This is a genomic window from Acidovorax sp. JMULE5 (assembly GCF_013376875.1).
Classification (GTDB): Bacteria; Pseudomonadota; Gammaproteobacteria; order Burkholderiales; family Burkholderiaceae_C; genus Acidovorax; species Acidovorax facilis.
This window is the reverse complement of sequence record NZ_CP035951.1, coordinates 1,806,616-1,820,957: the sequence shown is the minus strand read 5'-3', so window position 1 is coordinate 1,820,957 and position 14,342 is coordinate 1,806,616. Positions and strand designations below refer to the sequence as shown.

General features: G+C 64.8%; 12 protein-coding genes. 8 read left to right on the top strand and 4 right to left on the bottom strand.

Annotated elements, in window-relative coordinates:
* Positions 1 to 63 precede the first annotated feature (63 nt).
* The 4 genes from EXV95_RS08185 to EXV95_RS08170 all read right to left on the bottom strand — a co-directional run bounded on the left by EXV95_RS08185 (position 64) and on the right by EXV95_RS08170 (position 6,429).
* Positions 64 to 1,899 (bottom strand): gamma-glutamyltransferase family protein, encoded by a 1,836-nt coding sequence (locus EXV95_RS08185; protein WP_176886458.1) that lies wholly within the window; start codon positions 1,897 to 1,899, stop codon positions 64 to 66.
* Between the two features lie 181 nt (positions 1,900 to 2,080).
* The gene (locus EXV95_RS08180; protein ID WP_176886457.1) at positions 2,081 to 3,655 is read right to left on the bottom strand and encodes an alkaline phosphatase; all 1,575 of its coding nucleotides are present in this window, start codon (positions 3,653 to 3,655) and stop codon (positions 2,081 to 2,083) included.
* Between the two features lie 149 nt (positions 3,656 to 3,804).
* Positions 3,805 to 5,349, bottom strand: a complete 1,545-nt coding sequence (locus EXV95_RS08175) for a GGDEF domain-containing protein (protein WP_176886456.1) — start codon at positions 5,347 to 5,349, stop codon at positions 3,805 to 3,807.
* Positions 5,350 to 5,454: 105 nt separating this feature from the next.
* Positions 5,455 to 6,429 carry an NADPH:quinone oxidoreductase family protein gene (locus EXV95_RS08170; protein ID WP_176886455.1) on the bottom strand — a complete coding sequence of 325 codons (975 nt, stop codon included), beginning with the start codon at positions 6,427 to 6,429 and terminating at the stop codon, positions 5,455 to 5,457.
* Between the two features lie 139 nt (positions 6,430 to 6,568).
* On the opposite strand from EXV95_RS08170, the gene surE reads away from it, so the two are divergent.
* From surE to rlmN, 8 genes are all read left to right on the top strand, one after another.
* Positions 6,569 to 7,357 (top strand): 5'/3'-nucleotidase SurE, encoded by a 789-nt coding sequence (gene surE, locus EXV95_RS08165; protein WP_176886454.1) that lies wholly within the window; start codon positions 6,569 to 6,571, stop codon positions 7,355 to 7,357.
* Positions 7,357 to 8,127 (top strand): protein-L-isoaspartate(D-aspartate) O-methyltransferase, encoded by a 771-nt coding sequence (locus EXV95_RS08160; protein ID WP_121505917.1) that lies wholly within the window; start codon positions 7,357 to 7,359, stop codon positions 8,125 to 8,127. Before surE ends, EXV95_RS08160 begins: the two co-directional genes overlap by 1 nt.
* A gap of 12 nt (positions 8,128 to 8,139) precedes the next feature.
* Positions 8,140 to 9,054: a peptidoglycan DD-metalloendopeptidase family protein gene (locus EXV95_RS08155; protein WP_176886453.1), complete on the top strand. Its 915-nt coding sequence runs from the start codon at positions 8,140 to 8,142 to the stop codon at positions 9,052 to 9,054.
* 8 nt (positions 9,055 to 9,062) lie between these two features.
* On the top strand, positions 9,063 to 10,100 hold the full coding sequence (locus EXV95_RS08150; RefSeq protein WP_370460212.1) for an RluA family pseudouridine synthase: 1,038 nt from the start codon (positions 9,063 to 9,065) through the stop codon (positions 10,098 to 10,100).
* 146 nt (positions 10,101 to 10,246) lie between these two features.
* Positions 10,247 to 11,002, top strand: coding sequence for an SMC-Scp complex subunit ScpB (gene scpB / locus EXV95_RS08145; RefSeq protein WP_176886452.1), 756 nt, complete (start codon positions 10,247 to 10,249; stop codon positions 11,000 to 11,002).
* Complete coding sequence (locus tag EXV95_RS08140; protein ID WP_176886451.1) at positions 11,002 to 12,591, top strand: pseudouridine synthase; 1,590 nt, start codon at positions 11,002 to 11,004, stop codon at positions 12,589 to 12,591. Before scpB ends, EXV95_RS08140 begins: the two co-directional genes overlap by 1 nt.
* Positions 12,592 to 12,680: 89 nt before the next feature.
* Complete coding sequence (gene ndk, locus EXV95_RS08135) at positions 12,681 to 13,106, top strand: nucleoside-diphosphate kinase (RefSeq protein ID WP_015013410.1); 426 nt, start codon at positions 12,681 to 12,683, stop codon at positions 13,104 to 13,106.
* An 87-nt stretch (positions 13,107 to 13,193) separates the two neighbouring features.
* Complete coding sequence (gene rlmN / locus EXV95_RS08130) at positions 13,194 to 14,315, top strand: 23S rRNA (adenine(2503)-C(2))-methyltransferase RlmN (protein ID WP_176886450.1); 1,122 nt, start codon at positions 13,194 to 13,196, stop codon at positions 14,313 to 14,315.
* Positions 14,316 to 14,342 lie beyond the last annotated feature (27 nt).

Here is a 14,342-nt window from a genome sequence, read left to right as displayed (position 1 = left end):
ATGAAGGGTTTCAAATCCGGCTGCAGATGGAGGTGTTGATGCCGAGGCATCAACACCTCCATCTCAATCCCCCATCACCACCCCTTCACGCCTGGGGTCCGCCCCACCCATCCACAGCTTCTTGCCATGCGCGTTGCCCAGTGTGATGGCCTGCAACCCACTCGTCATATTCATCTCACGCACCTCGGCGCCGCGGGCGCGCAAGGCTTCCACCGTGGCGGGGGGGAAGCGCTTTTCTTCCAGCAGCGTCGGTCCGTTCATGGAGCCGAAGTTGGGCAGGTTGATGGCCTGCTGGGGCATCAGGCCCCAGTTGAGCACGCCGTAGAGCGTCTTGGCGGTGTAGTGGATGATGGCCGCGCCACCGGGGCTGCCGCCGCTCATCAGCAGCTCGCCGGTGGCCTTGTCGAACACGAGGGTGGGGGCCATGGACGAGCGGGGGCGTTTGCCGGGCTGCACGCGGTTGGCGATGGGCTGGCCCTGGGCGTCGGTGGGGGCAAAGCTGAAGTCGGTCAGCTCGTTGTTGAGCAAGAAGCCCTTGACCATCTGGCGCGCGCCGAACTGGTCTTCGATGGTGGTGGTCATGGCCACGGCGTTGCCGAAGGCGTCGACGATGCTGATGTGGCTGGTGCCGTATTCGGGCTGGTCGGGCATGGGGGCGTAGCTGGTCTTCACGGCGGCCGGGTTGCCGGGCTGGGCGACCTTCATGCTTTGCGTGCCGATGAGCTTGGCGCGTTCGGCCAGGTAGGCGGGGGCGATCAGGCTGGTCCAGCTGCCGCCGGGAGGCTGCACAAAATCAGGGTCGGCCACGTACAGCGCACGGTCGGCAAAGGCCAGGCGGGCGGCTTCGGTGTACAGGTGCAGCCAGTCGGCGGATGGAATGCCGTCTTGCAGGGGCTTGGCGGCAGCGTCGGTGTTTTTCAGGATGCCCAGGATCTGCCCGATGGCAATGGCGCCCGAGCTGGGCGGCGGGAAGCCGCAGATGCGGAAGTCTTTGGCCTGCACCTGGTAGTCGTGGCACAGCGCTTCGCGCTTTTTGGGCTGGTAGCCGGCCAGGTCGGCCATGCTGAGTTTGCCGGGGTTGGTGGGGTGTTTTTGCACCTTGTCCACGATGGCCTGGGCGATTTCGCCTTCGTGCAGTGCCTTGCTACCTTCGGTGGCTATGCGGCGCAGCACGGCGGCCAGCTCGGGGTTGCGCAGGTTCACACCCACATCGCGTGCGTCGCCGTCGGCCTTGTAGAAATAGGCGGCAGCCACCGGGTCCTTCTTGAGGTGCGGGTCGGCCTTGACCAGGGTGTTGAGCCGTGCGCTGATTTTGAAGCCGCCTTCGGCCAGGGTGATGGCGGGTTGGAACAGCGTGGCCCAGGGCAGCTTGCCGTGCTGCTTGTGCGCCATCTCCAGCATGCGCACGGTGCCGGGCACGCCGACCGAGCGGCCGCCCACCACGCCATCGTAGAACTGCACGGGTTTGCCGTCGGCGCCGAGAAAGAGTTTTTCGTCGGCTGCAGCCGGGGCGGTCTCGCGGCCGTCGTAGGCCTCCACGGTTTTGCCGGTGCTGTGCAGCAGGAAGGCGCCGCCGCCGATGCCGCTCGATTGCGGCTCCACCAGGGTCAGCACCATCTGCACGGCAATGGCTGCGTCGATGGCGGAACCCCCGGCCTTAAGGATCTGGTAGCCCGCATCCGTGGCCAGCGGGTTGGCGGCGGCCACGGCAAATTTCTCGGTGGCCCAGCCGGGCTTTTCGGTGTAGCCGGACGAGCCTTCGGGCTGGGCGGGCACGGTGTACGCGAACTGTGACGGGGCGCTGGCGCAGCCTGCCAGCAGCACGGCCGAGGCCAGCAGGCTCAGGCTGAAGGTGATGGCACGAGGGGAGGGCAGGGGGTGCGTGGTGGTTTTGGGCATGGACAACTCCTGGGTGGCGAGACGCGAAGGGGCGAAGAAGTGGCCATGGTACGCGGACCGGCCGGAGCGACGCCGAGGCGTTACATCGCGCTACAGGCTCCGAAAATTTGGGTGTTTTTAGCCTCTGGCGCTTATCCATAAAGCGCTAATAGCTATAAATATAATAGCATTCAAGCAGCCGTCATGCTGGCTTGGGCCCGGGCCGCCCGTCTTCCACCACAAAGCGGGCGAGCGTGGTGGCGGCACTGTCCGCGCGCAGCGGGTCGTCCAGCACGCGCAGGGTGCTGGTCCAGCGCGTGGGCGTGATGTCTGCCAGTCCATAGCCGCGCTGGTCGCAGCGGGCCAGCAGCACATGCGGGTTGTGCCGGGCGATGGCGTCCACCTTATCTTGTGTGGTGCCCGAGCGCGAGCTGATGGACGTGCCGCAGAACTCGCTGGCTACCACGGGCGACTCCGGGCGATCGGGATTGGCGTGCACTCTGCACACATAGTTCTGGTGGATGTCGCCGCCCAGCAGCACGGTGTTGCGCGGGGCGTGCTGTGCCACGGCCTGCAGCAGGCGCGCGCGGGCTGCGGGGTAACCGTCCCAGCTGTCGGCGGACGTAACGCCCGAAGGGTAGTGGCGCGGCGAAAACAGGGTTTGCTGTGCCAGCACGCTCCAGTGGGTGGCGTCTTTGGTGTGTGCGTCGGCGGCCAGGCCGGTGTCGAGCCACTGCTCTTGCGCTGCGCCCAGCAGCGTTCGGGCGGGGCTGGCCAGGTCGGCGCAGTCTGCCGCGCGCACAGCGCCCGCGCTGGCGGACTGGGGCGTGCGGCAGGCCTGCCAAGTGCGGTACTGGCGGCTGTCCAGCATGTGGAAGTGGGCCAGGCGCCCCCAGCGAAGGCGACGGTAGACCTGCAGGTCGTCCCAGCGGGTGCCGGAGGCGGGGCCGTTCAGGCTGGCGGCGCGCAGCGGCATGCTTTCGTAGAAGACTTGCCATGCGGCGCCTCGCAGCGTCAGAAAGCTGCCATCGTCGCACTTACCGGTACCACTGGCGTAGTCGTTCTGCACCTCGTGGTCGTCCCAGGTCACGGCCCAGGGGCAGGCAGCGTGGGCGGCTTGCAGGGCAGGGTCGCTTTTGTGCAGGGCGTAGCGGTCTCGAAAATCCGCCAGCGTGGTGGCGTGGCGCAGGCGGTGGGTCCGTGCCAGGTCGGTGGTGTTTTTGGGCGAGGCGTACTCGTAGATGTAGTCGCCCAGGAACAGCACCAGGTCGGGCTGGTCAGCCACCAGATGGTGCCAGGCGGCGTAGTGACCGTGTTCCCAGCGCTGGCAGGAGGCAAAGCCGACGCGCAGCGTGGCGGGCAGGTCACCGGGGGCCGGGGCCGTGCGCGTGCGGCCGGTGGCGCTGATGGCATCGCCCAGCATGAAGCGGTAGTGGTACCAGCGGCCTGGTGCCAGGCCCTGCAGCTCCACATGCACGCTGTGGCCGAGCGCAGGCAGGGCGGTGGCTTCGCCTTTTTGCACGATCTGCGCAAAACGTGCGTCGTGCGCCACCTCCCACCGCACGGTGTGGGCCGCTTGCATCAGCGCCGGGTCGGTCAGCGCCAGCCGGGTCCACAGAACCACGCCATCGGGTGCCGGGTCTCCACTGGCCACGCCCAGCGCGAAGGGGTTGCTCTGTAGTGCTGGTGCGTTGCTCCATGCCCAGCGGGGCAGTTGGGTGGCAGCGGCGGCCAGGATGGCCTTCCGCATAAATGCGCGTCTCTGCTCTGGATTCATTGCGGGGCGCTGGATAGGTGCGCTGCGCTTAGAACCGGCGCGGCCCGGGCCAGCGGCCACCGCGCAAGGGCCGCCCCGCCGCGCTGGTGGCGTCCCCCTCCCGAAGGAGAGGGGGAAGGCGCCGAAGGCGACTCAGGGGGTGCTTCACCCTATGCCGCCATGACCCGGTTCTTGCCCGATCGTTTGGCCAGGTACATCGCCTGGTCGGCGCGGCGGATGGCGTCGGGGCTGTCTTCGCTGTCGTTCAGCTGGGCGACCCCGGCGCTGAACGTGATGAGTACCTTCTCGCTGCCCTGCAGGAAGAAGCGTGTGGTCAACTCGCGCTGCAGCCGCGTCATCGCGGCCACGCCGCTTTCTACCGAGGTGTCGGGCAGCACCAGCACGAATTCTTCTCCGCCATAGCGTGCCAGCAGGTCCTGTGGCCGCATGACTTCGCGTGTGACTTGGGCCAGGTGCACCAGGGCCGCGTCCCCGCCCGAGTGGCCCAGGCGGTCGTTGATGGTCTTGAAATTGTCCAGGTCCAGCAGCGCCAGACACAGCGGCGAGCCCAGGCGGCGTGCGCGGGCGATTTCGCGCTCCATGGCTTCGTCCAGGCCCTTGCGGTTGAGCGAGCCGGTGAGCGGGTCGTGCCGGGCCTGGGCGCTGGCGCGGTCCAGCTCTTCCTGCAGCTTGGCGACTTCGGCGCGCTTTGCTTCGGTGCGCTCGCGCAGGTCGTGAAGCTCGTCGTGGGCCACACGGCTGTCCAGCGCCATCGAGCGGGTGGCGGTCATCACCTCTTGCAGCACGGGGGCGATTTCCTCAAGGGTGTTGGCCTTGCCGATCAGGTCGGCGCAGCGTGCCATGGTGCCCTGGTAGGTGGTGCTGGACGCCGTGATTTTGGCTAGCCGTTCGATGAATGTGGCCAGCATGTCCTTCATCTGCTCCTGCGCTTCCACGGTGCGCGCCTTGGCCTCGGTCTGCTTGAAGATCACGTCCTTGAGCCGGCGCTGCACATCGTCCAGGCGGCGCAAAGTGAGCGGCGGGGTGGATGCTGCCATCAGCGCCTCGGCCTGGCCGTGCAGCCAGCGGTCTTCCACGCTGAGCACGGCGATGTTCTCGAACACCATGTGCAGCAGCTCCAGCAGGCTGGAGCGGATGGCGGCCTGGTCTTCGGTGGCAAACGACAGCCGGTAGGTGAAGTTGCCCAGCATGAGCTGGACGGTGGAGATGGGCGGTGCGGGCTCTTTCAGAAAGGCGATGAGCTTTTGCGCCATCTCGATCACGCGGGCATCGTCTTCGCCCAGCGCGGGCAGCGTGTTGTCGATCAGGCGGGCGAGCATCTGCGCAAACTCGTCCGGCAGGACGCCGGGGTTGCCGGGGGCGGGGGTGCTTGCAGCCGTCTCCACCGGGGCTGCAGCCGCCGCCGGGCTCAGCCCCAGGTTGGCGTAGCCGACCAGCACACTTTGTAGCGAAGTCCAGTCTTTGTTGTTGACGGCGCGCTCAAATTGCCCCAAGAGCCGCTTCTGGGCCGGTGTCTGCCCTGGCAGCACCCGCAGGATGTGGTGCAGTTGGCCGTCCGGGAACGGCTGGGGGCTGCGGGTTCCTGCGATCTCGTCGTACAGCGCCAGGTAGTTGTCGGGCGTTGGGGGCAGGCGGCGGGTAGCCAGCTGCTTGAGCGTCTCGCGCGCAATTTCGGAAGGTGGTCGGTCGGCCATGTGCGGACACCAGTGTCAGAGGAAAGCAGGATGTGCGAGTGTGACACAGCGCCGCTTTCTGAGGGGCTGGCTCTGCCAAGCCTTGTGGTCTGGCAGGAGCAGGCGTCAGTTCACCATCACGAGCTTGCCCATCACCCCCCGTGAACCCATGTGCGCGTAGGCGGCGGGCAGTTCGGCCATGGGCATGGTGCGGTCGATCACGGGCTTGATCTTGCCCTGGGCATACCACTGCGCCAGCTCGCCCATCATGGCGGCGTTGGCCTTGGGCTCGCGCTTGGCGAAGTCGCCCCAGAACACGCCCACGATGGAGGCGCCCTTGAGCAGCGCCAAGTTGAAGGGCAGGGCCGGGATGGGGCCGGAGGCAAAACCCACCACCAGGTAGCGGCCGCGCCAGGCAATGGAGCGGAACGCGGGCTCGGCAAAGTCGCCGCCCACAGGGTCATAAATCACGTCGGGGCCCTTGCCGTCGGTAAGCGCCTTGACGGCGTCGCGCAGGTTGTCCTTGCTGTAGTTGATGGTGGCATCGGCCCCGATGGAAGTGCACAGCGCGCATTTTTCATCGCTGGAGGCCGCTGCGATCACGCGCGCGCCCATGGCCTTGGCGATCTGGATGGCGGCCGTGCCCACGCCCCCGGCGGCGCCCAGCACCAGCACGGTCTCGCCTGCCTTGAGCTGTGCGCGGTCTACGAGGGCGTGGTGCGAGGTGGCGTAAATCATGATGAACGCCGCAGCGTCCACATGCGAAAAGCCATCCGGCAGCGGCATGCACAGGGCTGCCGGGGCGATGGTGTGGGTGCCAAAACCGCCGGTGCCCGACAGGCAGGCCACGTTCTGGCCGACCTTGAGGTGGGTGACGCCTTCGCCCACGGCTGCCACCACGCCTGCGTACTCCGAGCCGGGGACGAAAGGCAGGGGCGGTTTCATCTGGTACTTGTTCTGCACGATCAGCAGATCGGGGAAGTTCAGGCTGGCCGCCTTGATCTCGATCAGCACCTCGCCCGCCTTGGGCGTGGGCGTGGGCAGTTCGGTCCAGGCCAGGGCGTCAACGCCGGTGGGGTTGGTGCAAAGCCAAGCGTGCATGGGAAAAGTCTCCTGTCAATGTGGTCTGCATGATAGGCGGGGCACCCGGGCGCACGATGTCCCACGAGCGACGGAGGGCGGGCCGTTGGGTGTGGGCGGGTGCCCCACCTACAATCCGTTGCAAGCTCTACCGCAACCCATGAAAATTCTGATCTCCAACGACGACGGCTACCAGGCTCCGGGCATCGTGGCGCTGCACGATGCCCTGAAAACCCTCGACGGGGTGGAGGTTGAAGTCGTCGCGCCCGAGCACAACAACAGCGCCAAGTCCAATGCGCTGACCCTGCACTCGCCACTGTATGTGCACAAGTCCCACAACGGCTTCCGCTATGTGAACGGAACGCCGGCCGACTGTGTGCACATCGCCCTGACGGGGCTGCTGGGCTACCGGCCCGATCTGGTGGTGTCGGGCATCAACAATGGCGCCAACATGGGCGACGACACCATTTATTCAGGCACCGTGGGCGCCGCGATGGAGGGTTATCTGTTTGGCATTCCGGCCATTGCCTTCTCGCAGGTGGACAAGGGCTGGGGCGAGATCGAGGCTGCAGCGGCCAAGGCGCGGGAGATTGTGGAGCAGATGCGCGCCCAGAACCTGGTGACCGATACACCCTGGCTGCTGAATGTGAACATTCCCAACATGCCGCTTGCGGCGCTGCAGCCCATCAAGCTGTGCCGCCTGGGACGCCGCCACGCGGCCGAGCGCGTGATCGTGCAGGAAAGCCCCCGGGGTGAGGCGATGTATTGGATTGGTGGCGCGGGAGCCGCCAAGGACGATGCGGAGGGCACGGATTTCCATGCCACGGCGCAGGGCCATGTGTCCATCACGCCACTGAAGGTGGACCTGACCGACCATGACAACCTTGGCTACTGGGCGCAAACGGCGTCCCGGCTTGCGGCAGGGGCGGCTGGCGCCCCCGAGCTCTGATGCAGCGCCGCCCTGGATTCCCGGCTCGGCTGCCCGGATCGGGTCCTGCGGCAGTCCGGGCCACGCCGGTGGCTCCCGCTGCGCGCAATCCAGTGGCAGCACCCCCTGTGGGTGTTGGGCTGGATTCTGCGGCGGTGCGCGCGCGCATGGTGCAAAAGCTGGCGGCAGGGGGCATCACATCGGCTGCGGTGCTGCAGGCCATGGGCACCGTGGAACGCCACCGTTTTGTGGACAGCGCCCTGGTCAACCAGGCGTATGAGGACACCAGTCTGCCCATTGGTCTGGGGCAGACCATCTCCAAGCCCAATGTCGTCGCCCGCATGTGCGAATTGCTCCTGGGCGCCGAAGGCGCACGCACCGATGGGCTGGGGCGTGTGCTGGAAATCGGTACGGGCTGCGGCTACCAGGCCGCCGTGCTGAGCCACCTGGCGCGCGAGGTCTACACCCTGGAGCGCCTGCGTGGCCTGCACGACAAGGCGCGCAACAACCTGCGCCCATTTCGGCTGGCCAATGTGCACCTGCTGTTCGGTGACGGCATGCTCGGCTATGCCAAGGGTGCGCCTTACGCGGCCATCATTGCCGCAGCCGGTGGTGACGCTGTGCCCCAGGCCTGGTGCGACCAATTGGCCGTGGGCGGCAGGCTGGTTGCGCCCATGGCGCTTGCGGGGGGGCAGCAGATGTTGCTTGTGATCGACAAAACCCCACACGGATTGAAACAAAGCGTGCTGGAGCCTGTGCATTTTGTCCCTCTAAAATCGGGGATTGCCTGAAGGGAATTGCTTATGTTCGTATCGCGTGGTCTTGTGGTTGGGTTTACTGTGGCACTGGCGGGTTTGGCGCTCAGTGGCTGCGGCACCCGGCTGAACAAGGCTCCAGTGGAAGACCGAGGCACATCCTCCTCCGCTCCCTCATCTTCTACACAGCCAGGTGTGGTGGTTGGCACCCCCATCAAGCCACTGCCAGGTGCCGAAAATGCGGGCAAGCCTGGCTATTACACAGTCAAGCCTGGAGATACCCTGATCCGAATCGGGCTGGAGTCAGGCCAGAGCTGGAAAGACATCGCGCGCTGGAACAACCTTGACAACGCAAATCTGATCGAAGTGGGCCAGGTTCTGCGCGTAGCGCCACCGGTTGCTGCTTCGCAGGCGGTCGCGTCGGACAGCGGCGTGGTCACCCGTCCTGTCACGTCTTCCTCCATCACGCCTGCAGCACCTGCGAGCACGCCAGCCCCTGCGGCCAGTGCCGCGAAACCTGCAACATCGGCGGCTTCTGGCCCTGTGGTGGCCGTTGCCCCCGCCACGCCTGCCGCACCCGCTGCCGCGGCCGAGGATGACATGGCGTTCATCTGGCCTGCGCCTGGCTCGTTGATTGCCGGTTTTGACGAGGCACGCAACAAGGGCTACGACATTGCTGGCAAGGCAGGTGACCCGGTCCTGGCCGCCGCCGATGGCCGCGTGGTGTATGCGGGCGCTGGGCTGCGCGGATACGGCAACCTTGTCATCCTCAAGCACAACAACACGTTTTTGACGGCATATGCCCATAACCAGACCTTGCTCGTCAAGGAAGATCAGGCCGTGCGCAAGGGGCAAAAAATCGCCGAGATGGGCAGCACCGACGCCGATCGCGTCAAGCTGCACTTTGAAATCCGCCGGCAGGGTAAGCCGGTGGATCCGTCGCGTTACCTGCCTCCCCGTTGAGCCCGGCTGTGGCTCAACCGCCTCTGGGCGCATCTGGCAGTGTGGATGCACCGGCCGGAGCCGCAGATGACTTGCTGAGCGAGGAGTCTGAAGGTCTGGCGGACGAATCCGGGAGCGAGCTTCGCTCCACGCAGATCGGCGCCGGGCAGCACGCCGCCCGGCTGGACAAGGCGCTGGCCGATCTGGTGCCCGAGTTCTCCCGCAGCTATCTGCAGCAATTGCTGGTGCAGGGGTTGGTCAGCCTCAATGGCAAACCGGTCACGAAGTCGGCGACCCGGGTGAAGGTGGGCGATCAGGTGGTGTTGGAAATGCGGCCCACGCTGCAGAGCCAGGCGTTTCGGCCCGAGCCCATGCACATCGAGGTCGTCCATGAGGATGCGCATCTGCTGGTGGTGAACAAGCCCGCTGGTCTGGTGGTCCACCCCGCGCCGGGGAACTGGAGTGGCACCTTGCTCAACGGCTTGCTCGCCCGCGACGATAAGGCGTTGACCGTGCCACGCGCTGGCATCGTGCACCGGCTCGACAAGGATACGAGTGGCTTGATGGTGGTTGCCCGTGATCGTGCCACCATGGACGCGTTGGTTGCACTGATTGCGGAGCGCAAGGTTCAGCGTCAGTATTTGGCGATGGCCCACGGCGCCTGGTCGGGGCCCAAGATGCGAACGGTGGATGCTCCCATCGGCCGGGATCCACGCAACCGCCTGCGCATGGCGGTGGTGGACTTGGCGCTCCATGCTGGCAAGCTGGCACGGACCGACATCCGCTGCCTGGCTGGTACGGACGACGGTTGCTGGGTGCAATGCACCCTGCACACGGGGCGCACCCACCAGATCCGGGTGCACATGGCATCTCTGAAGCACCCGCTGGTGGGGGACAGCCTCTATGGGGGAGCTCCGCTCGGGGCGATGCAGCGGCAGGCCCTTCATGCCTACCGCCTGGCCTTCGTGCATCCCGTCACGGGCCAGGCGCTGGAATTCCATGCTCCTGTGCCCGAAGACATGCGCCAAGCCCTCTCCTTGTGGGGGCTGGGCTACAATGCGCCCTGACGGCCAGACTGGCCCCAGCCCGAAGACGGAATCCCGCCGGGCTTCTGCGTCGCGCCAGCGCCCTTGCACAGCGCGCCATTGATTGCCCCTGCTGTTGATGTGCCACCCGTTGCAACGCGTGGCACTTTTCCAGGAATCGCTGAACCATGAACACGGTGGATGCCAAACGGGTCCTCGAAACTGCGCTGATCTGCGCGCAGCAGCCTGTGCCCCTGCGCGAGCTACGGGTGCTTTTCAATGACGCTCTGGGGTCGGACACGCTCAAGTTGCTGTTGCAGGAGTTGCAGCTTGAATGGTCGCAGCGGGGTGTAGAGCTGGTGCAGGTGGCCACGGGCTGGCGTTTTCAGAGCCGTCCCGAAATGCGTGAATACCTTGACAGGTTGCACCCCGAAAAGCCTCCGCGCTATTCGAGGGCCACCATGGAGACACTCGCGATCATTGCGTATCGCCAGCCGGTAACGCGCGGCGACATCGAGGACATCCGGGGGGTAACGGTCAATAGCCTGATCGTCAAGCAGTTGGAAGACCGGGGCTGGGTCGAGGTCATTGGGCACCGGGAAACGGTGGGGCGCCCCGCGCTGTTTGCAACCACCCGGCAGTTCTTGGATGACATGGGTTTGCAGTCGTTGGACCAATTGCCGGTGCTTGATGACCCCTCAGGCAATGCGAATGTGCTGGAAGCAATGGCCGCTGCAGCGCAAGGAGTGATAGAGCCGGAATCAACGCCTGAGGCCGAGGCTGAACTGCTGGCTGTGGCGATGGATAGTCAGCCATCAGAGTCTTCGGAGGCTGTTGCCGCCAGTGGGCAGTTGCTGCGTGTGGATGATTTTTTTCAGAGTGCGGAGACGGATCTCCGTGATGACGATGCCGATACCCCGGGTGGTATCCAGGGAAATACTTGATGAACGATTCGACCTCCGAAATCCCGGCCGATCTGCCGGATGCTGATCCTTCAGCGACAGCCTCAGCGCCCAAAAAAGCCGCTGTCAAACGTGCCCCGCGCAAGAAAAAAGTCGAGCCAGCGCAAGCCGTGGAAGTGCAGGATGCTGTGGACGTGCGCGTTTTGGATGCTGCTGAGGCACCTGCCCTGGCCGGGGAGTTGCTGCATGGGTTGAGCCAGCAGGATGTACCGGTCGCTCCTGTGGTTGCGCATGAGCCTGCAATTCCAGAGGCAGAGGCGGAGGCGTCTGACGCCACCCCCGAACCTCGCCATGGCGAGCGCCAGAATCGTGGGGACGGGCGGGCTCGGCAGCCGCGCCTCGACGGCGCTGGGCGCGACAAGCGCAAGGCAGGTGCTCCTGCGGTTCAGGGATACCAATTTGAAGATGTGGTGTCGGGGCGCTTCGATGAGGATGATGCCTCCGCAGAGATGGTTCCGGCTAAGCGGGTGCTTCTGCCCCAGGTGGAAACCCCCAAGCTTCACAAGGTGCTGGCGCAGGCGGGACTTGGCTCGCGCCTGGAGATGGAGCAACTTATTCTGGAAGGGCGCATCTCCGTCAACAACGAGCCAGCCCACATCGGCCAGCGCATCCAGTTCGGCGATCAGGTCAAGGTCAACGGCAAACCCATCCGCTACCGCATCGACCCGCCGCCAGCGCGGGTGATTGCGTACCACAAGCCTGTGGGGGAGGTGGTGACCCATGACGATCCTCAGAACCGGCCCACCGTCTTTCGCAAGCTGCCCCGGCTCATGCAGGGCAAGTGGCAGTCGGTCGGGCGCCTGGATCTGAATACCGAAGGCCTGCTGCTGTTCACCAGCTCGGGAGAGCTGGCCAACAAGCTCATGCATCCTCGTTTTGGGCTGGAGCGCGAATACGCTGTACGTGTGCTCGGCGCCCTCAGCAATGAGGAAAAGCAGAAGCTGCTCGATGGCGTGCGCCTGGACGATGGCATGGCGTCGTTTGGTTCCATCGAAGATGGTGGAGGCGAAGGTTCCAATTGCTGGTACCGGGTCACCATTTCCGAAGGGCGCAATCGCGAGGTGCGCCGCATGCTCGAATCTGTGGGCCATGCGGTCAGTCGGTTGATCCGCATTCGTTACGGTGCCATGGTGCTGCCACGGGGTCTCAAGCGCGGTGCCTGGCTGGAACTGGATGAGGGCGACATCCGGGCCCTGGTGCAGGCGGCGGGCGCCGGGCGTCCGGAAGCAGCGGAAGCTCGTTCGGATGAAGGGTCGGGGGCTGGCGGCGGACGGAGTGGCAACAAGCGCAACCGGGGGCGCAATGGTCCCCGCGTGGGCGACGGGCCGCGCCGCGACATGTCGCAGGGTGCGCCCGGTGGTCCCCGAGGGCAGAAACCCCGCCGTGATGGGGGGCAAGGGTTCGACCGTGGCAACAATGCAGGTGGTGGAGACCGCCCGCGCGGCGCGGCGCAGCCCGATCCGATGAAAACATCGGTGGGCTATATAGGCATGGACAGTCTCTCGCGGCATCGCCAGGACAAACGCCGCCCTGGTGGCGGAGGTCCACGTCGGGGTGGGGGCGGGCGCTAGGCGCTGTGCTGCCCCGGGCTCCCGGTTAGAATCGAGGGCTTTGTCCGGTGGACAAACGAATCACAGCAACATCAATTCAGGAAATCAATATGGCAATCGAACGCACTCTCTCCATCATCAAGCCCGACGCAGTGGCAAAGAACGTCATCGGTCAGATCTATGCACGCTTCGAAGCGGCAGGTCTCAAGATCGTGGCTGCACGTATGGCTCACCTGTCGCGCCTGGAGGCCGAGCAGTTCTACGCCGTGCACAAAGAGCGTCCTTTTTTCAAGGATCTGGTGGATTTCATGATCTCCGGTCCTGTGATGATCCAGGCCCTGGAAGGTGAAAACGCGATTCTGAAAAACCGCGAGCTCATGGGCGCCACGGACCCCAAGAAGGCAGAAGCCGGCACCATCCGCGCCGACTTCGCGGACAGCATCGATGCCAATGCAGTGCATGGCTCCGACGCTGCGGAAACCGCCCAGGCAGAAGTGGCTTTCTTCTTCCCTGGTCTGAACATTTACTCGCGCTGATATGGGTGTCCCCATGCCTGTTCCCGCACACGTGGGATACCTGCGCTATGGGGACGACTGCGTTCGGCCCATCCCGGGGAGGGCGCAGTGACCACCAATCTTTTGGAATTTGATCTCGACGGTCTGGCGGCTTTCTGCCAGCAGTTGGGTGAAAAGCGGTTTCGCGCCACGCAGTTGTTTCGCTGGATTCATCAGCGCGGCGCCAGTGACTTTGACGCCATGAGTGATCTGGCAAAGGCCTTGCGCGACAAGCTCAAGGGCTGTGCTCGCGTCGAGGCCTTGCCCGTCATCTCTGAACATGTCTCCTCAGACGGCACGGTCAAGTGGCTGTTTGACGTGGGGGATGGCAATGCGGTCGAGGCGGTTTTTATTCCCGAAGATGATCGCGGAACCCTGTGTATATCCTCGCAGGCTGGCTGTGCTGTGGGTTGCCGCTTCTGTTCCACGGGGCATCAGGGCTTCAGCAGAAATCTCACCACAGGGGAGATCGTTGCACAGCTTTGGTTTGCTGAACATTCCTTGCGCCAGCGCCTCCAATCCGAGGACCGCGTCATTTCGAACGTGGTGATGATGGGAATGGGGGAGCCGCTGCAGAACTACTCGGCCCTCGTTCCGGCTTTGCGGGTCATGCTGGACGACCATGGGTATGGTTTGTCACGCAGGCGGGTCACAGTTTCAACGTCGGGTGTGGTTCCGATGATGGACCGCTTGTCCGTGGATTGTCCTGTGGCTCTCGCGGTGTCTCTGCATGCGCCGAATAACCCCTTGCGCGACAACTTGGTGCCGCTGAACCGCAAGTACCCTATTGAGGAATTGCTGGCTGCCTGCAATCGATATCTGGCGCATGCGCCGCGCGACTTTATTACGTTTGAATACTGCATGCTCGATGGTGTCAATGACCAGGTTGAGCACGCACGGCAGCTGATCGAACTCGTCAAGCCCGCCCGTGGTGTGGGTGTGCGCTGCAAATTCAACCTGATTCCTTTCAATCCGTTTCCCGCGTCAGGGCTGTTGCGTTCGCCACAAAATCAGGTGCTGGCTTTCGCAAAAGTCTTGAGCGAAGCGGGTATCGTCACGACCGTGCGCAAGACCCGCGGAGATGATATCGACGCTGCTTGTGGTCAGCTCGCAGGCGATGTCAAGGACCGCACAAGGGCTGCCGAGCGCATGGCAAAGCAGCGGACAATCGTGCTCAAACCGGTGACTTGATCAACAAGCAATCGGCATACTTCAAGG